Raw genomic sequence first — 21,736 nt, 5'->3', positions numbered from 1 at the left:
TCGGCTTCGCACCTTGAGCATATGCCCGTACACGGACATGACACTCGGAACGTCCCAACGGATGCAGAACACAGACAGAAACGTGAACTGACACCGCGCCGGGAGCCGGGCACCCAAGGGCACCGCCCGGTCGCGGACGGTCGCCCCGGGGGCTCGCCGGCGGGGAACGACGAAGGGCCCGGTGCGGTACCGGGCCCTTCGTCGTGAGGGTTGGTCAGGCGGTCAGTGGGGTGCGCGGCGTCAGAACGCCTCCTCCGCCAGCTCCATGATCTCGTTGTCGATGCCCTCGGCGATCAGGCGCTGCGGGGCGACGGTCGGCAGCACGTTCTTGGCGAAGAAGCGGGCCGCGGCCACCTTGCCCTGGTAGAACGCGACGTCCTTCTCGGAGGCGCCGGCCTCAAGCTTGGCCAGGGCCACCGCGGCCTGGCGCAGCAGCAGCCAGCCGACCACGACGTCGCCGGAGACCAGCAGCAGGCGGGTGGTGTTGAGGCCCACCTTGTACATGTTCTTGACGTCCTGCTCGACCGAGGAGAGGTCCGCCAGCAGCTTGCCGACGATGGCCTCCAGGTCGCCGGCGGCCTTGGCGAGCAGCTCGCGCTCGGTGGCCAGGGCGTCGCCGCCCTCGGCGGTGGCGAGGAACTTCTGGATCTGCTCGGACAGCGCGGTCAGCGCCTGGCCGCCGTCCTTGACGATCTTGCGGAAGAAGAAGTCCTGGCCCTGGATCGCGGTGGTGCCCTCGTAGAGGGTGTCGATCTTGGCGTCCCGGATGTACTGCTCGATCGGGTACTCCTGCAGGTAGCCGGAGCCACCGAAGGTCTGCAGGGACTGGGCGAGCTGCTCGTAGGACTTCTCCGAGCCGTAGCCCTTGACGATCGGCAGGAGCAGGTCGTTCAGGCGCTCGGCGGCCTCGTCGCGCTCACCGCGCAGGCGGGCGGCCAGCATGTCGTCCTGGGTGGACGCGGTGAACAGGACCAGCGCGCGCATGCCCTCGGCGTAGGCCTTCTGGGTCAGCAGCGAGCGGCGCACGTCCGGGTGGTGCGTGATGGTGACGCGCGGGGCGGTCTTGTCCAGGAACTGCGAGATGTCGGCGCCCTGCACGCGCTCCTTGGCGTACTCCAGCGCGTTCAGGTAGCCGGTGGAGAGGGTGGCGATGGCCTTCGTGCCGACCATCATGCGGGCGAACTCGATGATCTTGAACATCTGGCGGATGCCGTCGACGGTCTCGCCCAGCAGCCAGCCCTTGGCCGGGTGCTTGGCACCGAAGGTCATCTCGCAGGTGTTGGAGGCCTTGAGGCCCATCTTGTGCTCGACGTTGGTGGCGTAGGCGCCGTTGCGCTCGCCGAGCTCACCGGTCTCCCAGTCGAAGTCGAACTTCGGGACGATGTAGAGGCCCAGGCCCTTGGTGCCCGGCTTGCCGCCCTCGGGGCGGGCCAGCACCAGGTGGATGATGTTCTCGGACATGTCGTGCTCGCCCGAGGTGATGAAGCGCTTCACACCCTCGATGTGCCAGGAGCCGTCCTCCTGCTTGATCGCCTTGGTGCGGCCGGCGCCCACGTCGGAGCCGGCGTCCGGCTCGGTGAGGACCATGGTGGCGCCCCAGAGGCGCTCGGTCATCAGCTGGGCGACCTTCTTCTGCTCCTCGGTGCCCTCGTCGTGGACGACGCCCGCGAAGGCCGGGCCGGAGGAGTACATCCAGATGGCGGGGTTGGAGCCCAGGACCTGCTCGGCGTAGGCCCAGATCAGCGACGACGGGGTGACCTGGCCGCCGATCTCCTCCGGGATGCCCAGACGCCACCACTCGGCGTCCATGTAGGCCTGGTAGCTCTTCTTGAAGGTGGCCGGGACCGGCGCGGTGTTGGTCTCGGGGTCGAAGACCGGCGGGTTGCGGTCGGCGTCGGTGAAGGACGCGGCGAGGTCGTTCTCGGCAAGGCGCGTGATCTCGCTGAGGATGTTCTTCGCGGTCTCGACGTCCATGTCCGCGAACGGTCCGGTGCCGTAGACCTGCTCGCGGCCGAACACCTCGAAGAGGTTGAACTCCACGTCCCGCAGGTTGGACTTGTAGTGACCCATGGCCGTTTTCTCCGGTTCGTCGCTTCCGGGAGACCGCCGCGTTCGGGCGCCCCGTACCCACCAGTAGGCATCATGATGCTACCCAGCGGTAACTTGTTCAAGCCCCCGGCAGTGAATCCGCTATGAACGTGGTCACGTCCCACAAGGCGGGACGACCACTCCTTGTCAGGATCGACGCCAGCACGGGTGGCGGCGCTCCCGATAGCCTGTCCGTGTGTACGGCTATGACCAGAACGCATACCCGGGCGGCTCCTACCAGCAACAGGCGGGACCGCAGCCGGGCATGAGCGGCATGCCCGGCCCCGGCCCGTACGGCGAGCAGCCGCAGGGCCAGCAGTCCCTCTACCCGGAACCGTCCCCGCCGTCGCTGGCGGACGCGGTCCGGGCCTTCACCACCGGGTCGATGGCCGTGGAGGACTTCCAGGCCATCTTCATCACCTCCAAGGTGCACTGCCCGCGCGGCGACCGGCCCGGCTTCCTGGCGCTGCACAACACGCCGACGCCGGTGATCCCGATGTTCAGCTCGCTGAAGGAGCTGCGCCGCTACGCCGGCAAGGACTCCAAGCACTTCACCGTCACCGGCGCGGAGGTCCTCGACCTGCTGCCCACCGGCTACGGCTTCGCGCTGGACATGGAGGGCGAGCACCGGATGGTGTTCGACGCCAAGGCCGTCGAGCAGATGGTCGACTTCACCATGCGCCGGATGTACGGCTAGGAGCCGCCGGGACCCCGTCCCGGCGGGCGGCCGGCCCGCCGGGCAACCCCCGGCCGACCCGTCGACACATAGTTCAATCTTCAACTTGCTTCTTGTTGAGGATTGAACTATTCTCGTGGACGTAGGCCAGAGGAACCCCCGAAGGAGGCCGACATGCCCGCCGTGACCGTCGAGAACCCGCTGACCCTCCCGCGCGTCGCCACCCCCGACCCCGCCGCCACCGGCGCCCGGCCGGTGCTCACGGTGGTCACCGCCCCCGAGGGCTTCGAGGGCGAGGGCTTCCCCGTCCGCCGCGCCTTCGCCAAGATCAACACCAAGTACCTCGACCCGTTCATCATGATGGACCAGATGGGCGAGGTGGACTACGCGGCCGGTGAGCCGAAGGGAACCCCCTGGCATCCGCACCGCGGCTTCGAGACGGTCACCTACCTGATCGACGGCGAGTTCATCCACAAGGACTCGCACGGCGGCGGCGGCCACCTCGGCGGCGGCGACACCCAGTGGATGACCGCCGGCTCGGGCATCCTGCACATCGAGACCCCGCCCGAGTCGCTGGTGATGACCGGCGGCCTGTTCCACGGCATCCAGCTCTGGGTCAACCTGCCGGCCGCCGACAAGATGACCGCGCCGCGGTACCAGGACATCCACGGCGGCCACGTCAAGCTGCTCTCCTCCCCGGACGGCGGCGCGGTGCTGCGGCTGATCGCCGGCGAGCTGGACGGCCACGAGGGCCCGGGCATCACCCACACCCCGATCACCCTGCTGCACGCCAGCATCACCCCGGGCGCGCAGGTCACCATCCCGTGGCGGCCGGACTTCAACGCGCTGGCCTACGTCCTCAACGGCGACGGCAAGGTCGGCGCCGAGGGCCGGCCGATCCACGGCGGGCAGGCCGCGGTGTTCGGCGAGGGCGACACCCTCACCGTCTCCGCCGACGCCAAGCAGGACTCCCGGCACCCCAACCTGGACGTGATCATCCTGGGCGGGCAGCCGATCCGGGAGCCGGTCGCCTGGTACGGGCCGTTCGTGATGAACAGCCACCGCGAGCTGGAACAGGCGATGCGGGACTTCCAGTCCGGCTCGTTCGGCCACCCGATCGACTGACCGCTCGGCAGCCGGGTGCAGGGGCGAGGCGCGGCCCCACCCCTGCACCCGGCAGCCGGGGCGCCACGACGCCTCGGTCCGCTGCGCCTGCGCTACAGCAGTGCGTAGAGGGCCGAGGCGTCGTCGTGCGCCTTGCCCCGCGGCCAGCGCTCGCAGTCGGCGTCCGTGCGCTCGACCGCCCGCACCTGGGCGATCAGCTCGCCCGGCCCCGACTCGGCGAGCAGCCGCAGGGCGTCGCCCCAGCTGCCCAGGCCGAACCGCTCGGTGTAGCGCGAGGCGCCGTCGGTCAGCGCGGCCACCGCGTGCAGCCGGTCCAGGCCGACGAAGCCGGTCTCGGCGTGCTGGGCCGCCTTCGGGCTGGCCGCGGCGATCCACGGCCCGCCGCCGTTGTTCCGGGCGGCCCGGACCGCCAGCGCGTACTCCAGGTGCAGCGCGGCGCGCTCGGCCGAGCCGGGCACCGTCGACCAGACCTGCCGGCGCAGCCCCTCCCCGCCGGGGAAGCGCTGGTTGTCGCCGATCACCCTGGGCGGGCCGTCCTTGAACTCCAGCACCAGCAGCGAGTCGCCGAGCACCAGGTACTCCAGCGCGGTGCCGTGCCGGCGGGCCGCGACGACCATGGCGGCCGGCGTGTTGGGGTGGGCGAGGTCGCACCGGCCGCCGTGCAGCGCGGCGGTCTCCACGATGGCGTCGGCCAGGCACTCGGCGATCGAGCGGTCCGCGCGGTCGGTGAGCCGGGCCAGCAGATGCACCCCCAGCCGCCGTACGTACCAAGGGGTGCCGTGGCGGCATCCGGACTCCAGGCCGGTCGGCGAGCTCGAACCGTCCAGGAGGACGAGCGCCTCCGGCGAGGCCGCCGCGAAGTCCTCGCTCTCGCGGCCCGGCCGCCGTGCTTCTCCTGCGAGCTGTACCTGCATCCCGACAGTGTGGCCGCCGGGCCGGGCGCAGGCCCAGACCCCTGCACGCGGCACGCTGCGCCGTCCGGTGGCAGCGGGGGCAATTCGGCCATACCGTCGGATAGCGAGTGGACAATTCGGCCAATCGGGGCCCGCCGGGTTTGGGATTCCCGTTCGGGTGCCCGAGCCTCCCGGGGCTGACGGGGCGCCACGGGCGGGACGACCGACGAGGACGAGGAGCGACGGATGTTCTGGCAATTCATCGTGCTGCTGGCCGCCTCGATCGGCTTTCCGATCGCCGCGCTGTTCTACCTGATCGGCGGGCCGCGGTTCCCCGACGAGCCGCGCGACGACGGCTGAGCGGCCCGAGCCGCGGCTGAGCGGCCCGGCCCGGGCCCGCCGCCGTACCGCACGCGGGCCGGTTCGGGCCGGGCCTGCGCGGGCGCTACCGCGCGGGCAGCGTCCAGGCCGGGTCGCGGCCCAGCAGGGCGAGCACGCGGTCGAACGGCCCGGCGGCGTCGCCGGGCTCCCGGCGTTCGCGGAAGGCGCGCCCCGGCGCCCGGTCCGCGGGCCCGGCGGGCACCCGCTCGGCCACCGCCAGCAGGGCGTCGGCGAGCCGCGGCTCGCCGTCCACGGCCGCGGCGACGCCGGCGCCGACACCCAGCGCGGCCGCGGCGTCCCAGGTGTGCACCAGGGTGTCCAGCAGGTGGAAGCCGATCGCCAGGCGCAGCGGGAAGGCCCCGTCCGGGCGGATCTCCGGCAGCCGGAGCCGCCGTTCGCCGTCGGCCGCCGCCTCGGCGAAGGCGGCCGCCAGCTCCATGGCCGAGCGCCGGAACGCACCGGCCGGGTCGTTGCCGACCGGCACGGCCGCGAACAGGGCGAGGTCCGGCCCTGCACCGCGCGCCGCGGCGGCGAAGCCCCGGTGCTGGCCGACCGTGTGCGCCAGCAGTTCCCGCAGCGTCCAGCCGGCGCACGGCGTCGCCAGCACCAGCTGCTCCGGCTGCACGGTGTCGACCAGCCGGGCCGCCGACTCCAGCGAGCGGGCATGCAGGTCGAGCAGGTCGGGGAGGTCGGGGAGGCCCGCGACTCCGGGGCGGCCGGCGGGCTTCACGCGGCACCCGCCGTGCGGTCGGCGGCGGCCAGGAAGCCGACCGCGTTGTCGAGGACGGCGGGCTCGCCGAGGATCCGCCGGTGGCCCAGCCCACGGGTGACCAGCAGCTCCAGCCGGTCTCCGTACGCGGCCTTGAGCCGGTGGGCGTGGTCCAGCGGGACGACGTCGTCGCCCTCGTCGTGCGCCACCAGGATCGGCAGGTCGATCTCCTCGGGACGGCGGGTGGCGTCGAAGTACTCCGCGACGTCCGCGACGCCGGGGAACATCTCCCGCTCCACCAGCCACCGCAGCCGCCGCTCGATCCGGGTGTTCAGGCCGGCCCCGGCGCAGAAGGCGGCGGGCATGAAGGAGACCTCGGCCGCCCCGGCGACGGCCACCAGCCGCCCGGCCTTCAGGCCCCCGCGCAGCGCGAGGAAGGCCGCGTTGACGCCGAGCGAGTGCGCCACCACGGCTTCGAAGTCGCCGTACCGCTCCTGCAGCCGGAAGGCCAGCTCGCGGTACTCCAGCACGTCGGTGGTACGGCCGCCGGACTCGCCGTGGCCCGGGGCGTCGAAGGCGACCGGGGTCAGGCCCAGCGCCCGCAGCCGCGGCACGAGCGGGGCGAACCGCGAGGCGCGGGACCGCCAGCCGTGCAGCAGCAGGACGGGCCGGGTGCCGTCGCCCCACCGGTAGACCACCACGGGCTTGCCGCGGACGGCCAGCCGCTCGGTGACGGCCTGTGCGTGGACGTGCCGCTCGTGCGGGCGCAGCCGGCCGCGCCGGAGCGGGTGGCGGAACAGCGCGAACGCGGCGCGGCCGGCCGGGCCGGGCGCGAGCAGCGAGGCGGTGTTGAGGGTGGTGCGGATCAGTGCGACGGCCGGGTCCATCGGGGTCTCCCTGTCGGTGCTGACGGGTCTGCCTGGGTGCGGGGGCCGAACTCGCCGAGATATTAGCACGATCGTTCGTGCAGTTTTCTGGTCCGGGGAAGGTCCGGACGGAGCAAGGTGGCGCGGCGAGGTGGCGCGGCGAGGTGGCGCGGCGAGGTGGCGCGGCGAGGTGGAGCGAGGTGGACCGGGGCGGCGGGACGGCCGGGTGGGTCGGTGGCGGAACGGCGCAGCTGCCGGGCGGGGCGGGCCGGTCAGCCCTCCGGCAGCAGGTCCGGGTCGCTCGCCTCGGCCCGCAGCAGGCCCCGAGCCGCCCTGGCCGCCCGGTCGTACGGGGCGTCCTCGTCGAACAGCAGCGCCTGCGAGTTCGCCGTCTCCATGAAGCTGGTCAGGGCGAAGACCAGCTGGTCCGGATCGGCGTCGGCACGCAGCTCACCGACGTCCCGGGCGCCCTCCAGCCGGTCGCGCACCGTCTGCTGCCACTCCCGGGCGCTGGTCGCCAGCAGGTCGCGCACCGGCCCCGGCCGGGCGTCGAACTCGGCGGTGACGCCGTAGAAGAAGCAGCCGCCGGGGAACACCCGGGCCCGCGAGTAGGCGATCCAGGACTCGAAGAGCCGCCAGACCGCGGCCAGGCCGGGGCGATCGCCCTCGACCGGGGCGATCACCGCGTCGTAGTAGATCCGCCGGGCGGCCCGGACGGTGGCGAGCTGCAGTTCCTCCTTGGAGCCGAAGCCCGCGAACACCCCGCTCTTGCTCAGGCCGAGGTCGGTGGCGAGCCGGCCGATCGAGAGCGCGTCGAGCCCCTCCACCGAGGCGATCTCGACCGCCCGGCGGAGCACCGCCCGGCGGGTCTCCTCGCCGCGCTGGACCCGGCCGTCGACGCGGCCGCCCGCCTGGCCGCCCTGGCCGCCGGTGCGTCGGTCGGTCGCGGAGCCGGTCACGGTGCACCTCAGCTGTCGATCGGGACGGCGGCGCCGTCGTCACCAAAGGGCGGCGGGCGGTCCACAGTCGTGAGCCGCCCGCCGCGTCTGCGTCCCGCCAGGGTATCGCCGCCCGCCCGCCGGGCGGAGGTCCCGCGGGCCGGGCGCTACCCCCGGGCCGTTCCCCCCGAGGCCGTTACCCCCGGGCCGCGAGCGCCGGGCCGCGCAGGGCCGCCCGGCCCGGCAGCGCCGTCGCGGCCAGGGCCAGCACCGCCGTCACCGCCAGCACCCCGGCGTAGTCCGCCCACGGCCAGGCGGGCTCGGCCGAACCGGTCATCCCCACGCTGAAGGCGGTCAGCACCGCGCCCGCGATCGCCGTGCCGAGCACCGCCCCGGTGACCGCCACCGCCACCGCCTCCAGGCGCAGCATCCGCAGGATCTGGCGCCGGGTGGTGCCCGCCAGCCGGAGCAGGGCGAACTCCCGCCGCCGGTCGGCGGTGGCCATCGCCAGCGTGTTGACCACGGAGATCCCGGCGAAGCCCAGGACCAGGCCCATGCCCAGCAGGTTGACCTCGGCACCGGTGCGCCGGCCCTCGGCCGCGATCTCCCCGGCCTGCGCCCGGTCCAGCACCCGCACGTCGGGGTAGCCGGCCACCGCCGCGGTCAGCCGCTCCCGGGTGACGCCGCCGTCGGCGGCGACCAGGACGGCCGCGGCCAGCGGGTCGTCCACGTGCCGGGCCAGCAGCGCGTGCGAGAGGGTCAGGTCGCCGAAGCCGAGGCCGCGGGCGTAGACGGCCCGGACGGTCAGCTCCGCCGGGGTGCCGTCGCCGAGGGTCAGCCGGACCACCGAGCCCGGGTGCACCCCGAGCGCGCCGGCCGCCGTCTCGCTGACGGCGAGGTCGCCGTCGCCGAAGCCGGTGAGCGTGCCGGCCGTCACCCGCGGGTCCCACGCCGCGGTCAGGCCCGCGGTGGTGACGCCCTGCGCGGAGTACTTCTCCAGGTCGATCCGGACCGAGCTGCGGACCACCTCGGTCACCGCCGCCACCCCGGGCAGCGCCCGGACCGCCTGCGCCGCCTCACCGGGCACGCCCGGGGCGCTCGCGGCCAGCGTCCACGGGGCCCGGACGCCCTCCTCGGCCTGCCGGCCGGCGGCACCGTCGAGCGTGGCCTGGGTGAACAGCACCGTGCAGACCATCGCGGTCAGCAGGGCCAGCGGCGCGGCGACGGCACCCGTCCGGCGGGCCTCGGCGCGCAGGTTGGCGGCGGCCAGGTGCCCGCTCACCCGGGAGAGCCGCAGCACCCCGCCGATGACCGCGGCGGCCACCCGGGCCAGCACCGGGCCGAGCAGCGACACCGCGATCGCCAGCACCAGCACGGTGGCGAAGGTGACCGGGGTGGAGGCCTTCTCGGTGTCCAGCGCCGACAGGACGGCGACCAGGGTGACGCCGCCGGCCAGGGCCACCAGGCCGGCGGCCGTACGGATCCCGCCGCCGGTGCGCACCTCCACGGCCGCCTCCGCCAGCGCCTGGCCGGGGCGGATCCGGGACGCCCGGCGGGCGGAGATCCGGGCGGCGGCCCAGCCGCCGAACAGCGCCGCCAGCACGCCGACGGCCATCGGGAAGACGCTCTGCGCGAGGTTCAGCGTGCCCGGGACCGCGCCGAGGTCGACGAAGCCCTCGTGGAGCAGGCGTCCGGCCGGCAGGCCGGCGAGCGAGCCCAGCACCCCGCCGGCCATGCCGAGCAGCAGCGCCTCCCGGCCGATCAGCCGCCGCACCTGGGCCGGCGTCGCCGCCACCGCCCGGAGCAGCGCGATCTCGCGGCTCCGCTGCTGGATCGTCAGGGCGAAGGTGCCGCTGACCACCAGCACGGCGACCAGCAGCGCGGTGCCGCCGATCGCGCCGCCCATGCTGACCAGCTTCACCCGGGCGTTCGCGGCATCCGGGAACTCCGCCAGGCCGCGGTCGGCACCGCGGTGGACGACGGCGCCGCTGCCGGCCAGCACCGGTCCCAGCCGGCCGGCCAGCGCGGCGGCGTCGGTGCCGGGTGCGGGGAGGACGCCGATCGCGCTGACCCGGCCGGGGTGGTCGGCCAGCCGGCGCGCCTCGGCCGGACTGAAGAACAGTGCGTTCTGCTCGGCGAGTTCGACGCCACGCGGAACGGCGAGGCCGGTGATCCGGTACTCGACGGGGGCGCGGGTGGCGCGGACGGTCACCCGGTCACCGACACGCAGGCCCGCCCGGGCCGCCGCACCGGTGTCCAGCACCAACTCGTCGGCCGCGACCGGCTCCCGGCCCTCGGCCAGGGTGAACGGGGTCAGCGCGGCGGACTCCCAGGAGTGCCCGTACGAGGGGCGGTCGTCGCCGGGCCGCCCACCGGCGGCCACCGTGCGGGCCGGGAAGTCGAGCTCGGGCACGGCCGCCCGCACGCCCGGCACCGCGGCGATCCGGGCGGTCAACTCCTCCGGCAGCCAGACCCGTTCGGCGAGCGGCTTGGCCTTCTCCTTGGTCTTGGTCTTCCCGTTGCCCTTGTCCTTGACGATGGTCTTGTGCACCTGCTGGTCGCCGGCCACCACGATCGGTGTGCCGGCGAACCGCTCGGCGCGGACCTCGCCGCGCAGGCCGGTCTCCAGCAGGGTGCCGCAGGCGGTGACGGTGAGGGCGGCGAAGAACAGCGCGACGAAGGCGCCCGCGAAGCTCGCCCGGCGGGTGCGCAGGCTCTGGAGCGCGTAGGAGAGCAGCATCAGAGCCACGCTCCCCGGCGGGAGTCGGGGCGGGTGGTGGAGCCGGGGACGGTGCGGAGCGCGGACCGGTGGGAGGGCCGGTGCGCGGGGCGGCCGGGGCGGTCCGGGCGGCCGGCGGCGGGCGGATTCGTCATGCCCCCAGGCTTCCGCTCCGAGGGGGTCCGGCGCAGTGCGGCGGCCCGGCCGGTCCGGACGGGGGTTATCCCCCGGCGCACCGTCCGGCTGCCCTACTCCGCTGCGCCCAACGCCGTTTCCAGCAGGGCCGCCTGGGCCAGCAGCCGCTCGTCGGCGCCGGCGGCGCCGACCACCTGCAGGCCCAGCGGCAGGCCGTCCGCCGTCACCCCGGCCGGCAGGCTGAGCGCGGGCAGCCCGAGGTGGCTCCACGGCAGCGACATCACCGCGTCCCCGGTGGCGGCCAGTCCGGACGGGGCTGGCCCGGTCGCTGACGGCGCCACCAGCAGGTCCACCCCGGCCCGTTCGCGCTCCTCGGCGACGCGGTCGCGCAGGTGCTCACGGGCGCGCAGCGCCGCCGCGTAGTCCTCCGGGGCCACCGCCTGGCCCTGCCGGATGCCGGCCGCCGTCTCCGGCCGGTAGAGGCCGGCGAAGCGGGCGAACCAGTCGGCGTGGGTGCGGGCCTGCTCGTACCGGTTGATCGTGTGCACCTGCCGCAGGACCGACTCGAAGTCGGGCAGCAGGTCGATCCGGCGCACCGTCAGACCGGCCGCCGCCAGCCGTGCCAGCTGTTCCTCGAAGGCCTGCACCGCCTCCGGCCGGGCCCGCTCCAGGTAACGGCCGACCGGCACGCCGAGGACGGGTGCCGGGCCCGCCGGGCCGACCGTTCCGGTCGTTCCGGTCGCTTCGGCCGCTTCGGCGCGCCAGTCGTCGCAGAGCAGGGGTGCCGCCAGCGCCGCACCGGCCAGGTCGGCGGTGAACAGGCCCAGGGTGTCGTAGCTCGGCGCGTTCGGGACCACCCCGTCCACCGGAATCCGCCCGAAGGTCGGCCGGAAGCCCACCACGCCGCAGTAGGCGGCGGGCCGGACCACCGAGCCGATGGTCTGGGTGCCGATCGCCAGCGGCACCAGCCCGGCCGCGACGGCCGCGGCCGAGCCGCTGCTGGAGCCGCCCGGGGTGTGGCCGGGGTGGTGCGGGTTGCGGGTCGGGCCCGGGGCGCTGCCCGCGAACTCGGCGGTGACCGTCTTGCCGGCCACCAGCGCGCCCGCGGCCCGCAGCCGGTCGACCACCACGGCCTGCGGTCCGGCCAGCACGCCGGGGGGCAGCGCCGAGCCGGCGTGGGTGGGCAGGCCGTCGACGTGGACGATGTCCTTGACGCCGACCGCCACGCCGTAGAGCGGCGGTGCGGCGGCCGGGTCGGGGTACCGCGCGGCCAGCGCCCGGGCCTCGGCGTGCAGCCGGGCGGGCCGGCCGGGCTCGGGCACGAAGGCGTGGATCAACGGGTCGACCCGTTCGATCCGGGTGCAGAGCCGGTCGACGTGGCCGGCCAGGTCGGGGCCGGCGGCCCGCAGCGCGGCGGCCTCACGGGTCAACGACCGCGGGCCGACCAGGGGTTCCTCCATACCGGCCACGGTAGCCCGGCTCACGGACTGCCGGCGGCTGCCCGCGCCGCCCGGCGACCGGTGTCCGGGTGCGGGTGTGCGCGGGTGCCGGTGTCCGGGTGCGGGCGTCCGGGGGTGCCGGTGTCCGGGGGCGTGGCTGTTCAGGGGTGCTCGGTGGCCAGGTACGGCGTCTCGCGCAGGTAGTACGCGCCGCAGGTGTGGCAGCAGAGCTCGGCGGTCTTGCCCCAGTCCGACGCCTCCCGCACCGGCGCGTCGCCCCCCAGCTCGCGGCCGCACATGGCGACGGCCTCGGTGCCGCGGACCATGTGCCAGAGCTTCACCCCGGCGGCCGGGCCGCCGTCGCCGTACTCGGCTCGCATCTGGTGCATCATCCCCCCATCGTCCGGCCGCCCTCCGGCCGCGGCAACCGGAGGGCGGCGGGGCGGCCGGGCCGTTCCGGCGGACCGGCCGGGCCCGCCCGCGGAGGCGGGCCTCAGACCAGGCTGCCGTGCAGCCGCAGCCGGGCGACGCCGCCGTCGGGGAAGACGTCCAGCCGGACGTGGGTGGCCGGCCGGGGCGCGTCCAGGACCAGGCGGTGGACGGCGTCGGGCTGCAGCCGGGTGCGCGGGACCAGCTCGAACCACTCCTCCGGGTCGGCGGCCTGCTCGTCCCGCCCGTACAGGGCCGCCCAGCCGGCCGCGTTGCCGACGTAGTAACCGGTGTCGATCTCGACGGCCCGGATCGCGCCGCGCCCGGCCAGCCGCAGCCGGACCCAGTCGTGGCCGTCGTCGCGCCGCCGCCGGTTCTCCCACCCGTCGCCCATCGCCCGGGACCTGCCGGGCAGTGCGAGGTTGGCCGGGGGCGAGAAGAAGCGGTCGGAGGCGTCCTCGACCGCGCCGCCGTTCTCGATCGCCGCCAGGTCGAAGGTGCCGAGCGCGGCCAGCCAGGCGGCGTCCGGCCGGGCCTCGCCGTGCACCCGGAGGCGGGCGATGCCGCCGTCGGGGTACTGGCTGAGCCGCAGGTGGGTGAAGCGGCGGGCGTCCTCGACGGTGAAGCCGTTGGCGGCGTGGCCGCGTACCGGCGAGCGGGGCACCAGCGGGTGCCAGACGGTGGAGTCGGCGAGCAGTTCCCCCGGCCCCGGGGTGCCGGGGAGCTCGGCGCCCTCGACCGCGATCTGCTGCGGGTAGTTGCCCCGGAAGTGCGCGGTGTCGACGATCACGCCGCGGACGACGCCGGGCACCCCGAGCCGGATCAGCGCCCAGTCGTGGTCGGCGGCCGCCGGGTGCGGGTGGCCGGTGCCGGCCCCGCGCCGCCGGCGGGTCTCCCAGCCGTCCATGATCTGGCCCTTGTTGCCGAAGGTGTGCGGGCGGAACTCGGCGGGCTCGGGGAGCAGCAGGTTCTCCCGCTCGGCGAACAACTCGTCGTTGGCGGCGATCACGGCGCCGCCGAGCCGGCGGTCGGCCAGGTCGGTCAGCGCGGCGAAGGCGAAGTCGCCGGAGCGGTAGTCGGCGTACGGATTGCCGCCCGCGTAGGGCAGGGCGTCTGCGTCGGAGAGCGTCTCGAAGGCCATGCCTCCACGATGACTCCGCCCGATCGGTCAGGTCCATCACAAAGAATTGAGCAAAACGTTCAGTCGGGCTGAACAGTCGCGGCCACCTCCGCCAGCGCGTCCAGCACCCGGCGCAGCGGCGGCGTCCCCTGCGTCCCGGTCCGGACCGCCGCCACCACCCGGCGGGTCGGCAGGTCGGCGGGCAGCGCCCGCACCACCGCGCCGCCCCCGCGCCGCGCCGAGGCCAGCCGGGGCACCAGCGCCACCCCGAGGCCCGCCCCGACCATCGCCAGGATCGCCGTCCAGTCCGCCGCGGTGTGGGCCCGCTCCGGCACGAAGCCGGCGTCCGCACAGGCCGCCAGGGTGATCTCCCGCCACGGCCCGGCGGCGCCGTAGATCCACGGCTCGGCGGCGAGGTCGGCCAGCCGCAGCCCCGGCGCGCCGGCCAGCGGGTGGCCCGGCGGCAGCGCGACGTCCAGCGGGTCGCTGAGCAGCACCGACTGGACGAAGCGCGGATCGCCGCCGCCCGGCTGCACGGCCAGCGACAGCGCCAGGTCGACCTCGCCCGCCGCCAGCAGCCCGTACGCCCCGGCCGCCTCGGCCTCCACCACCCGGACCGCCAGCCGCGGTGCGGACTCCCGCAGCCGGGCGATCGCCGGGACGAGCAGTCCGGCGATCGCGGTGGCGAACGCGCCCACCCGCACCTCGCCAGCCTCGCCGTGCAGGTAGCCGGCCAGTTCGGCCTCGGCCCGCTCCAACTGCCCGAACACCAGCTCCGCGTGGCGCAGCACCAGACGTGCCGCCGGGGTCAGCCGGACCCGCCGCCCGTACGGCTCCAGCATCGGCGCGCCCAACTGCCTCGCCAGCGCCGACACCTGCTGGGAGACCGCCGACGGCGAGAGGCGGAGCCGCTCGGCCGCGCCGGTCACCGTGCCGCACTCGTCCACCGCCCGCAGCACCCGCAGCCGCCGCAGATCCCACTCGCCCACACCCATCGCGCCAGCGTAGGACCGTCACCGACCCGTCTCGGCCACCCCGGCCGAAACCCGTCGCCGGCACCCCGATAAGGTGCCGCTCTTGCGACCGCCGGTGATCACACCGGGCATCAAGTCGCCCGTATCTAGACAGAATTCACCTAATGGGGGCAAAGATCGTGCGTACTTCCCGCCTGCTGGCCGCGTCCTCGCTGCTCGCGCTCTCCCTCGGCGCGACCGTCGGCACGGCCACCGCCGGCGCGGCCGCTGTCTCGCCGACCCCGACGGCCACCAGCTCGGCCACCGCCACCCCCTCGGGCACGCCGTCCGCCACCCCGTCGGCGACCGGCTCCGCCTCCCCGTCGGCCAGCGCCACGGCCAAGCCCACCACGGCCTCCCCGAGCGCGTCGGCCTCCGCCACCACGGCCAAGCCGACCGTCCGTCCGACCGTGCCGGTTCCGAGCCCGAGCGTGGGCGGCAACTGCCCGGGCGGCTTCCGCGAGACCGAGATCAAGGCCACCGGCTCCGGCCTGGCGGGTACCACCCTGGTCAAGGGCGGACCGGCCCAGGAGCTCTCGGTGACCTTCGAGAACACCAGCCCGGTCGACCTGGAGAAGTTCAACGCCTTCCTCTTCGCCACCGACATCGCGGAGGAGGGGGCGGCGGCCCCGACCACCTCGATCAAGGAGGCCTTCACCGTCGAGGCGAAGCTGCCGGGCGCCGACTGGAAGGCCGTCGAGCAGTCCAACCCGTCCTACATGCTGGTGAACCTCGGCGACTTCAAGATCGCCAAGGGTGCGAAGCTCACCCTCCAGGTGCGCATCAAGGCGACCGGCAAGGCCCGCAGCGCCGACTACTTCGCCGAGCTGCGCGGCACCTCCGAGACCATCCCCAGCAAGAACGTGCCGGGCAGCACCCTGACCAACGGCTGCCACGAGTACTTCGGCGACCACCGGGTCGACGACCTCTTCAAGGTCTCCGACGCGGCTCCGTCCACCACCGCCAAGGCCTCCGCCTCCACCTCGCCGGCGGCGGGGCCGCACCTGGCGGAGACCGGTAGCAGCTCCAACACCCTCCCGATCGCGGTCGGCGGCGCCGCCGTGCTCGCCGCGGGTGCCGGGACGCTCGTCGTCCTGCGCCGCCGCAAGGCCGGTTCGCACAGCTGAGACCGGTAGCGGTCGGCTGAACAGGGGGTACGGGCGGCGCGCCCGTACCCCCTGCCGTTTCAGCAGGCCCGCAGCAGGGCGCCGTCCTGCCACTTGAGGACCTTGTCGAAGCTGACGATCGCACCGCGCAGCGGGTGGTTGCGCAGCTGCACGTGGTCGGTGAGGGCGTGGATCAGGAAGAGGCCCCGACCGGACTCCGCGGTGAGGTCGGGCAGGGTGTCGAGGTCCACCGGGCGCAGCGTGGGGGCCGGCGGGCGGCACGGCAGCACGTGGGTGTCGTACGGGCGGCCCTCGCGGCGCGGCCGGTGGCCGGTGAGCACCGGTGCGGGGACGCTGGCGCGGCCGCGCCGGCTGCGGCGCGGTCGGTGCCCGGCCACCGCGGGGCGGGCCGGCGGGGCGGGCGGGCGGCGCAGCGACGGCACGGCCGGGGCGGCGGGCACGGCGAGCCCGGGGCCGGAGTCGGTCACCTCGATCCGCAGGAGGTCGCCGCTGATCGACGCGCTGACCTGGAAGCCCTCGTCCGGCCGACCGCCGGCGCCGTGCTCCACGGCGTTGGCGCAGGCCTCACTGAGGGCGAGGCCGAGGTCGTGGGCGACCTGCGGGTCGACGCCCGCCGTCGCCATCGCACCGAGCAGGATGCGCCGGGCCAGCGGGACGCTGGCCGGGTCGCGCTTGAGGTGCAGAGTCCACCAGATGTCCACGGGAGGTCCCTCCTGGCTGCGGCTCCACATATAGCGAGGTATCTCCGGGCGATTCCGGGATGAACCGTGCCGGAGGCCGGCTACCGCTCGTTCGGCGGATGGACTGGGGCCGTGCTCTGTGCCGAGCGGCGCACACGCGCAACCACGCGCCGGGGCCGAACGGGGCATTCGTCGGACAAGCCCGCGCATTTCCCACCCTGCCCGTTCCGGCCCGGTAGGCGATGAGATGATGGGCCCCGCCATGACTGCCCACGCCGCCGCCCCGCACCCGGGCGCCCCCGCACCGGACGCGCCGGTGGGGGCCGCCGCCTGGGACCTGCGGCTTGCGCGGGCCGTGCCGTTCGCACTGGTCTGCACGCTGATCGCGGCCGCCGGGCACGCGCTGGCCGGGGGCGGGAACGTCGCCCCGACCGCGCTGGCGGCGGGCTTCGCGGCCGTCCTGGTGCTCGCGGTGACCCTCGGCGGGCGGGAGCGCTCGCTCGGCGCCATCGCCGGCGCGCTCGGCGTCGGCCAGCTCGGCATGCACTGCCTCTTCCACGCTCTCGGCGGCCACGGTGCCACGGTGGCCGGGATGCACCACGGCGTCGCGGGCCCCGGCCCGCTGACCCTGCCCGAGGTGGCCGGCCGGCTGATCTGCAACGAGGCCAACCCCGGCACGCTGGCCGGGCTGTCCGGCGGCCCGACCGCCGAGCAGCTGGTCGCCGGCGCGGGCCTGGACCCGCGCGCCTTCGCCGCCGCGCCCTGGTGGCAGGGCGGCCTGTTCGGCCTGACGCCGTCCATGCTCGCGGGCCACCTGGCCGCCGCCCTGGTGGCCGGCTGGTGGCTGCGGCGCGGCGAGGCCGCGCTCTGGCGGCTGGTCGGGATCGCCGCCACCGCCGCCCGGGAGCACTGGGCGGCTCCGTTGCGGACCGCGTTCGCCCTGGCCGCCGCCCTGCTCGGCGGCCTGCTCGGCACGCCCGGACCGGTCCGCCGGTTCGGCGCGCGCGGCGGGGAGGGCCCGCTGCCGGCCGGTGCCGCGCTGCGGCACAGCGTGGTGCGGCGGGGGCCGCCGTTCGGGGCGCTCGCGTACTGACCCGCCTCCCGGTTCCCCACGGACCGGGCTCCGGGCGTACGCGGCAGCCGGGCCGTCGCCGCGCACCCGCGCGGTCCACGGCCGTACCCCTCCTCATCCCCGCGCTGCCCGGCCCCGCCGGGGCACGGACCACCCGTGCCCGGGAGCGGGCCCGCCGCCGAGCCTCCGAACGGAGACCCAGAAACCATGCGTTCCCTTCCCACCCGCCGTATCGCCGCCGTCGCCCTCACCGCCGCCGCCTCCCTCGTGCTGCTGGCCGGTCCCGCCTCCGCGCACGTGACCGTCCAGCCGGGCAACGCCCAGCAGGGCGGCTACACCGCCGTCGACTTCCGGGTGCCGAACGAGAACGACACCGCCTCCACGGTGAAGCTGGAGGTCAACCTCCCGCTGGACCACCCGCTGGCCTCGGTCCGCACCCTGCCGATGCCGGGCTGGACCGCGACCGTCGAGAAGTCCAAGCTCGACAAGCCGATCAAGGTGCACGGCAACGACGTCAACGAGGCCGTCTCCAAGATCACCTGGACCGCCGACGCGGGCACCAAGATCGCCCCCGGCCAGTTCCAGGAGTTCCGCGTCTCGCTCGGCCCGCTGCCGACCGACACCGACAAGCTGATCTTCAAGGCGCTGCAGAGCTACGACAACGGCGACGTCGTCCGCTGGATCGACGAGGCCAAGGACGGCCAGCCCGAGCCCGCCAAGCCCGCCCCCGTGCTGACCCTCGCCAAGGCCACCTCCGCCGACGGCCACGGCGTCTCCGCCTCCGCCTCCGCCTCGCCCGCCGCCGACGGCCACGGCCACGGCGACGCCAAGGAGCAGGCCGCCGACTCCTCCGCCAAGACGAGCGACTCGACCGCCCGCGTCCTCGGCGTGGTCGGCATCGTGGTCGGCGTGATCGGCACCGCCGTCGGCGTCCTCGGCCTGCGCCGCCGCAACGCCTCCTGACCCTCCGCACCGGCGGGGCCGTACCCGCCGCCGTACCCGTGCCCGGGTACGGCCCCGCCGGTGGTCCACCGCGCACGATCGGATCTCCCATGCCCCGCACCGCCCGTACCGCCCGCCTGGCCGGCGCCGCCGCCGTCGCGCTCGCCGCCGCCCTGACGCTGACCGCCTGCGGCTCCGGCGGTGGCAGCGGCAGCCCGGCCAAGGTCACCCAGCAGAAGGCCGACTCGCCGTACGACGGCACCGTGCTCAGCAAGCACTTCGACAAGCCCGAGCTGCAGCTGACCGACACCTCCGGCCAGCCCTTCGACCTGCGCCAGAAGACCAAGGGCAGGTCCACCCTGCTGTTCTTCGGCTACACCAGCTGCCCGGACGTCTGCCCCACCACGATGGGCGACATCGGCGTGGCGATGAAGAAGCTCTCCCCCGAGGAGCGGCAGAAGGTCGACGTCGTCTTCGTCTCCACCGACCCGCAGCGCGACACCCCGCAGGTGCTGCGCACCTGGCTGGACTCGATGGGCGGCGACTTCATAGGCCTCACCGGCGACCTCGCCAAGGTGAAGGCCGCCGCCAAGTCGCTCGGCATCATGATCGAGGACCCGGTGGTCAACGCCGACGGCACCGTCACCTCCACCCACGGCGCGCAGGTGCTGGCCTTCCTCCCGTCCGACGACAAGGCGCACGTCCTCTACCTCAGCGGCACCGAGGAGAAGACCTACGAGCACGACCTGCCGCTGCTCGCCAAGGGGGTCGCGGCGTGAAGCGCACCGGCGGGCCCGTCGCCTTCCGCCGGGCCGCGCTCGCGGGGGCGGTGCTGGCGACGGCACTGGGCGGCGGCGCCATCCTGGTCGCCTGCGGTGCGGGCGGCCAGGACGGCGCCGCCGACGGGCCGGCCCGGCTGACCGTCGCGGACTCCTACATCCCGCTCCCGCCCGCCGGCGGCATGGCGGCCGGCTACCTGACCGTGCGCAACGACGGCGGCCGGGACGAGCTGGTCGGCGTCTCCAGCCCCGGCGCCGGCTCGATCACCATGCACCGCTCCACCGCCTCCTCCATGGAACAGGTCGCCCGGCTGGACGTCCCGGCGCACGGCGCGTTGCAGCTCGCCCGCGGCGGCAACCACCTCATGATCATGGGATGGCAGAAGGCCCCCGCCCTCGGTGACGAGGTCGAGCTGGACCTGACCTTCGCGAAGGCCGGCACCATCTCGGTCAAGGTGCCGGTCAAGGAGCTCACCTACCGCCCCGGCCAGCAGTAAGGATCCGCCAGATGCTGAAGGCCGCGTTGCCGCAGACCACCCGCCGCCGACTCGCCGGGCTGCTCGGCGTCCTCGGCGCCGTGCTCGCACTGATGCTCGCCGGCGCCGGACCGGCCGCCGCGCACGCCACCCTGCAGTCCACCGACCCGGCGCAGAACTCCGTCCTCGCCACCGCGCCGCAGGCCGTCACGCTGACCTTCAGCGAGGCGGTCTCGCTCTCCGGCGACTCGGTGCGGGTGCTCGACCCGGCCGGCAAGGCCGTCGACACCGGCAACCCGGCGCACGCGGACGGCAAGGACAACACCGCCCGGGTCGGACTGAACCCCGGGCTCGCGGGCGGCACCTACACGGTGGCCTGGCGCGCCGTCTCCGAGGACTCGCACCCGATCGGCGGCGCCTTCACCTTCTCGGTCGGCGCACCCTCGGACACCTCGGTCTCCGCCACCGCGCTGAGCGGCGCCGAGGCCGACGACGTGGTCGCCGCGCTCTACGGCACCGGCCGCGCGGTGGCGTACGGGGCGTTCGCGCTGCTGGCCGGCACCGCCGCGTTCGTGCTGATCTGCTGGCCCGGCGGGGCGGCGCGGCGCCCGGTGCAGCGGCTGCTGATGACCGGGTGGGTGGCCCTGCTGGTCTCCACCGTCGCGGTGCTGATGCTGCGCGGCCCGTACGAGCGCGGCTCGGGTGTGGGGCAGGCCTTCGACCTGTCGCTGGTGCGCACCACCCTGGACGAGCGGATCGGCACGGCGCTCGCGGCGCGGCTGCTGCTGCTCGCGGCGAGCGGGGTCTTCCTCTCCCTGCTGGTCGGCCAGCTCGGACAGCCGGTGCGGCCGACGGCCCCGGACACCGGGTCGGAGCCGGGCCCGGCGGCGGAGCCCTCGAAGGCGAAGGCGGAGCCCGCGAAGGCGAAGACGAAGGCGGAGGCCACGGACGCGGAGGAGGCCGAGGAGGCCGAGGAGGCCGAGCTGCGCGAGCTGGAGCGGCGCGCCGCCGACCGGCCGCAGCGCGAGGCCCGGCTCGGCCTCGGCGTGGCCGGCGTGGTGCTGGCCACCGCCCTGTCGGCGACCTGGGCCGGCGCCGACCACGCCTCGGTGGGCATCCAGGTCTGGCTGGCGCTGCCGCTCGGCATGCTGCACCTGATCGCCATGGCGCTCTGGCTGGGCGGCCTGGCCACGATGCTGGTCGGCCTGCGGCACGGGATCGGCGCGGAGGTCGCCGACCGCTTCTCCAAGGTCGCCTTCGGCGCGGTCGCGGTGCTCACCGCCACCGGCCTCTACCAGTCCTGGCGCGGCCTCGGCAGCTGGGGCGCGCTGACCGGCACCGAGTACGGGCGGCTGCTGCTGGTGAAGACCGGCTGCGTGGTCGCGATGCTCGGCGTCGCCTGGGTCTCCCGCTCCCGGCTGGCCCGGCTGCGGTCCGCCCCGGACGAGGCGGCCGAGGTCGAGCCGGTCGAGGTCGCGGCGCCGCAGCCGGCCGCCGTCGCCGCGCGGCACGCCGACGACCCGGTCCGGCAGGCCCAGCTGGCCCGCCAGCAGACCGCCCGGGCGAACGCCGGCCGCGACCGCGGACTCACCCCGACCCGGGCCGGGCTGCGCCGCTCGGTGCTGGTCGAGGCGGTGGCCGCGGTGGCCGTGCTGGTGGTCACCACGATGCTCACCAACTCCCCGCCCGGGCGGGTGGCGGACGAGGTCTCGGCGGGGGCGCCGGCCGGTCCGGCCGCCGGCGCACCGGCCGCGGGCGGGCCCGCGCCGCAGACGGTGCCCGGCCAGACCCTGGAGCTCAAGCTCCCGTACGACACCAAGGGCCGCACCCCGAACGCCAGGGGCACCGCGACGGTGACCCTCAACCCGGCCCGGACCGGCCCCAACGAGGTGCACCTGAAGCTGGACGGGGCCGACGGCCGGCCGGTCGACGTGCCCGAGGTGCAGCTCGCCTTCACCCTGCCGGACCGGGACCTCGGGCCGCTGCCGGTCACGCTGGCTGCCGAGGGCACCGGCCGCTGGACCGGCACCGCGCAGCTGCCGCTGCCCGGCAACTGGGTGGTCTCGGTGGTCGTCCGCTCCTCGGACATCGACCAGGCCACCGAGATCAAGCCGCTGAAGATCGGGTGA

Annotated in this window: 20 protein-coding genes; 8 read left to right on the top strand and 12 right to left on the bottom strand. The window is 75.3% G+C overall.

The window, feature by feature from the left end; genetic code table 11:
• Positions 1-240: 240 nt before the first annotated feature.
• Complete coding sequence (locus tag RMN57_RS21145; RefSeq protein ID WP_313764914.1) at positions 241-2,070, bottom strand: acyl-CoA dehydrogenase; 1,830 nt, start codon at positions 2,068-2,070, stop codon at positions 241-243.
• A gap of 214 nt (positions 2,071-2,284) precedes the next feature.
• On the opposite strand from RMN57_RS21145, the gene RMN57_RS21140 reads away from it, so the two are divergent.
• A complete protein-coding gene (locus RMN57_RS21140; RefSeq protein WP_238860851.1) occupies positions 2,285-2,785 on the top strand; it encodes an SseB family protein in 501 nt (166 codons plus the stop codon).
• Between the two features lie 153 nt (positions 2,786-2,938).
• On the top strand, positions 2,939-3,889 hold the full coding sequence (locus tag RMN57_RS21135) for a pirin family protein (protein WP_313764913.1): 951 nt from the start codon (positions 2,939-2,941) through the stop codon (positions 3,887-3,889).
• A 92-nt stretch (positions 3,890-3,981) separates the two neighbouring features.
• Here the strand turns inward: RMN57_RS21135 and RMN57_RS21130 are convergent, their stop codons facing one another.
• The 10 genes from RMN57_RS21130 to RMN57_RS21085 all read right to left on the bottom strand — a co-directional run bounded on the left by RMN57_RS21130 (position 3,982) and on the right by RMN57_RS21085 (position 14,507).
• Positions 3,982-4,803 (bottom strand): integrase, encoded by an 822-nt coding sequence (locus RMN57_RS21130; protein WP_313764912.1) that lies wholly within the window; start codon positions 4,801-4,803, stop codon positions 3,982-3,984.
• 424 nt (positions 4,804-5,227) lie between these two features.
• Positions 5,228-5,893 (bottom strand): TIGR03086 family metal-binding protein, encoded by a 666-nt coding sequence (locus RMN57_RS21125; RefSeq protein ID WP_313764911.1) that lies wholly within the window; start codon positions 5,891-5,893, stop codon positions 5,228-5,230.
• The gene (locus RMN57_RS21120) at positions 5,890-6,759 is read right to left on the bottom strand and encodes an alpha/beta hydrolase (protein ID WP_313764910.1); all 870 of its coding nucleotides are present in this window, start codon (positions 6,757-6,759) and stop codon (positions 5,890-5,892) included. The genes RMN57_RS21125 and RMN57_RS21120 overlap by 4 nt, the downstream gene beginning before the upstream one ends.
• Positions 6,760-7,010: 251 nt before the next feature.
• On the bottom strand, positions 7,011-7,697 hold the full coding sequence (locus RMN57_RS21115; RefSeq protein WP_313764909.1) for a TetR/AcrR family transcriptional regulator: 687 nt from the start codon (positions 7,695-7,697) through the stop codon (positions 7,011-7,013).
• Positions 7,698-7,872: 175 nt separating this feature from the next.
• Positions 7,873-10,416 (bottom strand): ABC transporter permease, encoded by a 2,544-nt coding sequence (locus RMN57_RS21110; RefSeq protein ID WP_313764908.1) that lies wholly within the window; start codon positions 10,414-10,416, stop codon positions 7,873-7,875.
• Complete coding sequence (locus tag RMN57_RS21105; RefSeq protein WP_313764907.1) at positions 10,416-10,550, bottom strand: hypothetical protein; 135 nt, start codon at positions 10,548-10,550, stop codon at positions 10,416-10,418. The genes RMN57_RS21110 and RMN57_RS21105 overlap by 1 nt, the downstream gene beginning before the upstream one ends.
• A gap of 93 nt (positions 10,551-10,643) precedes the next feature.
• The gene (locus tag RMN57_RS21100; protein ID WP_313764906.1) at positions 10,644-11,990 is read right to left on the bottom strand and encodes an amidase; all 1,347 of its coding nucleotides are present in this window, start codon (positions 11,988-11,990) and stop codon (positions 10,644-10,646) included.
• 140 nt (positions 11,991-12,130) lie between these two features.
• Positions 12,131-12,349, bottom strand: coding sequence for a hypothetical protein (locus RMN57_RS21095; protein ID WP_380235253.1), 219 nt, complete (start codon positions 12,347-12,349; stop codon positions 12,131-12,133).
• Between the two features lie 113 nt (positions 12,350-12,462).
• Positions 12,463-13,539, bottom strand: a complete 1,077-nt coding sequence (gene alc, locus RMN57_RS21090) for an allantoicase (protein WP_313764904.1) — start codon at positions 13,537-13,539, stop codon at positions 12,463-12,465.
• A gap of 59 nt (positions 13,540-13,598) precedes the next feature.
• Entirely contained in the window at positions 13,599-14,507 is a 909-nt protein-coding gene (locus RMN57_RS21085; protein ID WP_313767901.1) for a LysR family transcriptional regulator, read from the bottom strand.
• A gap of 164 nt (positions 14,508-14,671) precedes the next feature.
• Here RMN57_RS21085 and RMN57_RS21080 point away from each other — a divergent pair, with 164 nt between their 5' ends.
• Complete coding sequence (locus RMN57_RS21080; RefSeq protein ID WP_313764903.1) at positions 14,672-15,658, top strand: LAETG motif-containing sortase-dependent surface protein; 987 nt, start codon at positions 14,672-14,674, stop codon at positions 15,656-15,658.
• Positions 15,659-15,717: 59 nt separating this feature from the next.
• On the opposite strand, the gene RMN57_RS21075 is transcribed toward RMN57_RS21080, so the two are convergent.
• Complete coding sequence (locus tag RMN57_RS21075; protein ID WP_313764902.1) at positions 15,718-16,359, bottom strand: ATP-binding protein; 642 nt, start codon at positions 16,357-16,359, stop codon at positions 15,718-15,720.
• A 241-nt stretch (positions 16,360-16,600) separates the two neighbouring features.
• Between RMN57_RS21075 and RMN57_RS21070 the strand changes: the two genes are divergently transcribed.
• The 5 genes from RMN57_RS21070 to RMN57_RS21050 all read left to right on the top strand — a co-directional run bounded on the left by RMN57_RS21070 (position 16,601) and on the right by RMN57_RS21050 (position 21,736).
• Entirely contained in the window at positions 16,601-17,431 is an 831-nt protein-coding gene (locus tag RMN57_RS21070) for a hypothetical protein (protein ID WP_313764901.1), read from the top strand.
• A 186-nt stretch (positions 17,432-17,617) separates the two neighbouring features.
• Positions 17,618-18,373, top strand: coding sequence for a YcnI family protein (locus RMN57_RS21065; protein WP_313764900.1), 756 nt, complete (start codon positions 17,618-17,620; stop codon positions 18,371-18,373).
• Between the two features lie 89 nt (positions 18,374-18,462).
• Positions 18,463-19,131, top strand: a complete 669-nt coding sequence (locus RMN57_RS21060) for an SCO family protein (RefSeq protein ID WP_313764899.1) — start codon at positions 18,463-18,465, stop codon at positions 19,129-19,131.
• The gene (locus RMN57_RS21055) at positions 19,128-19,628 is read left to right on the top strand and encodes a copper chaperone PCu(A)C (protein WP_313764898.1); all 501 of its coding nucleotides are present in this window, start codon (positions 19,128-19,130) and stop codon (positions 19,626-19,628) included. The genes RMN57_RS21060 and RMN57_RS21055 overlap by 4 nt, the downstream gene beginning before the upstream one ends.
• An 11-nt stretch (positions 19,629-19,639) precedes the next feature.
• Complete coding sequence (locus RMN57_RS21050; protein ID WP_313764897.1) at positions 19,640-21,736, top strand: FixH family protein; 2,097 nt, start codon at positions 19,640-19,642, stop codon at positions 21,734-21,736.

Origin of the sequence: Kitasatospora sp. CM 4170 (assembly GCF_032110285.1) — a bacterium.
Classification (GTDB): Bacteria; Actinomycetota; Actinomycetes; order Streptomycetales; family Streptomycetaceae; genus Kitasatospora; species Kitasatospora aburaviensis.
The sequence above is the reverse complement of the archived record's forward strand: the minus strand, read 5'-3'. Positions and strand labels throughout refer to the sequence as shown.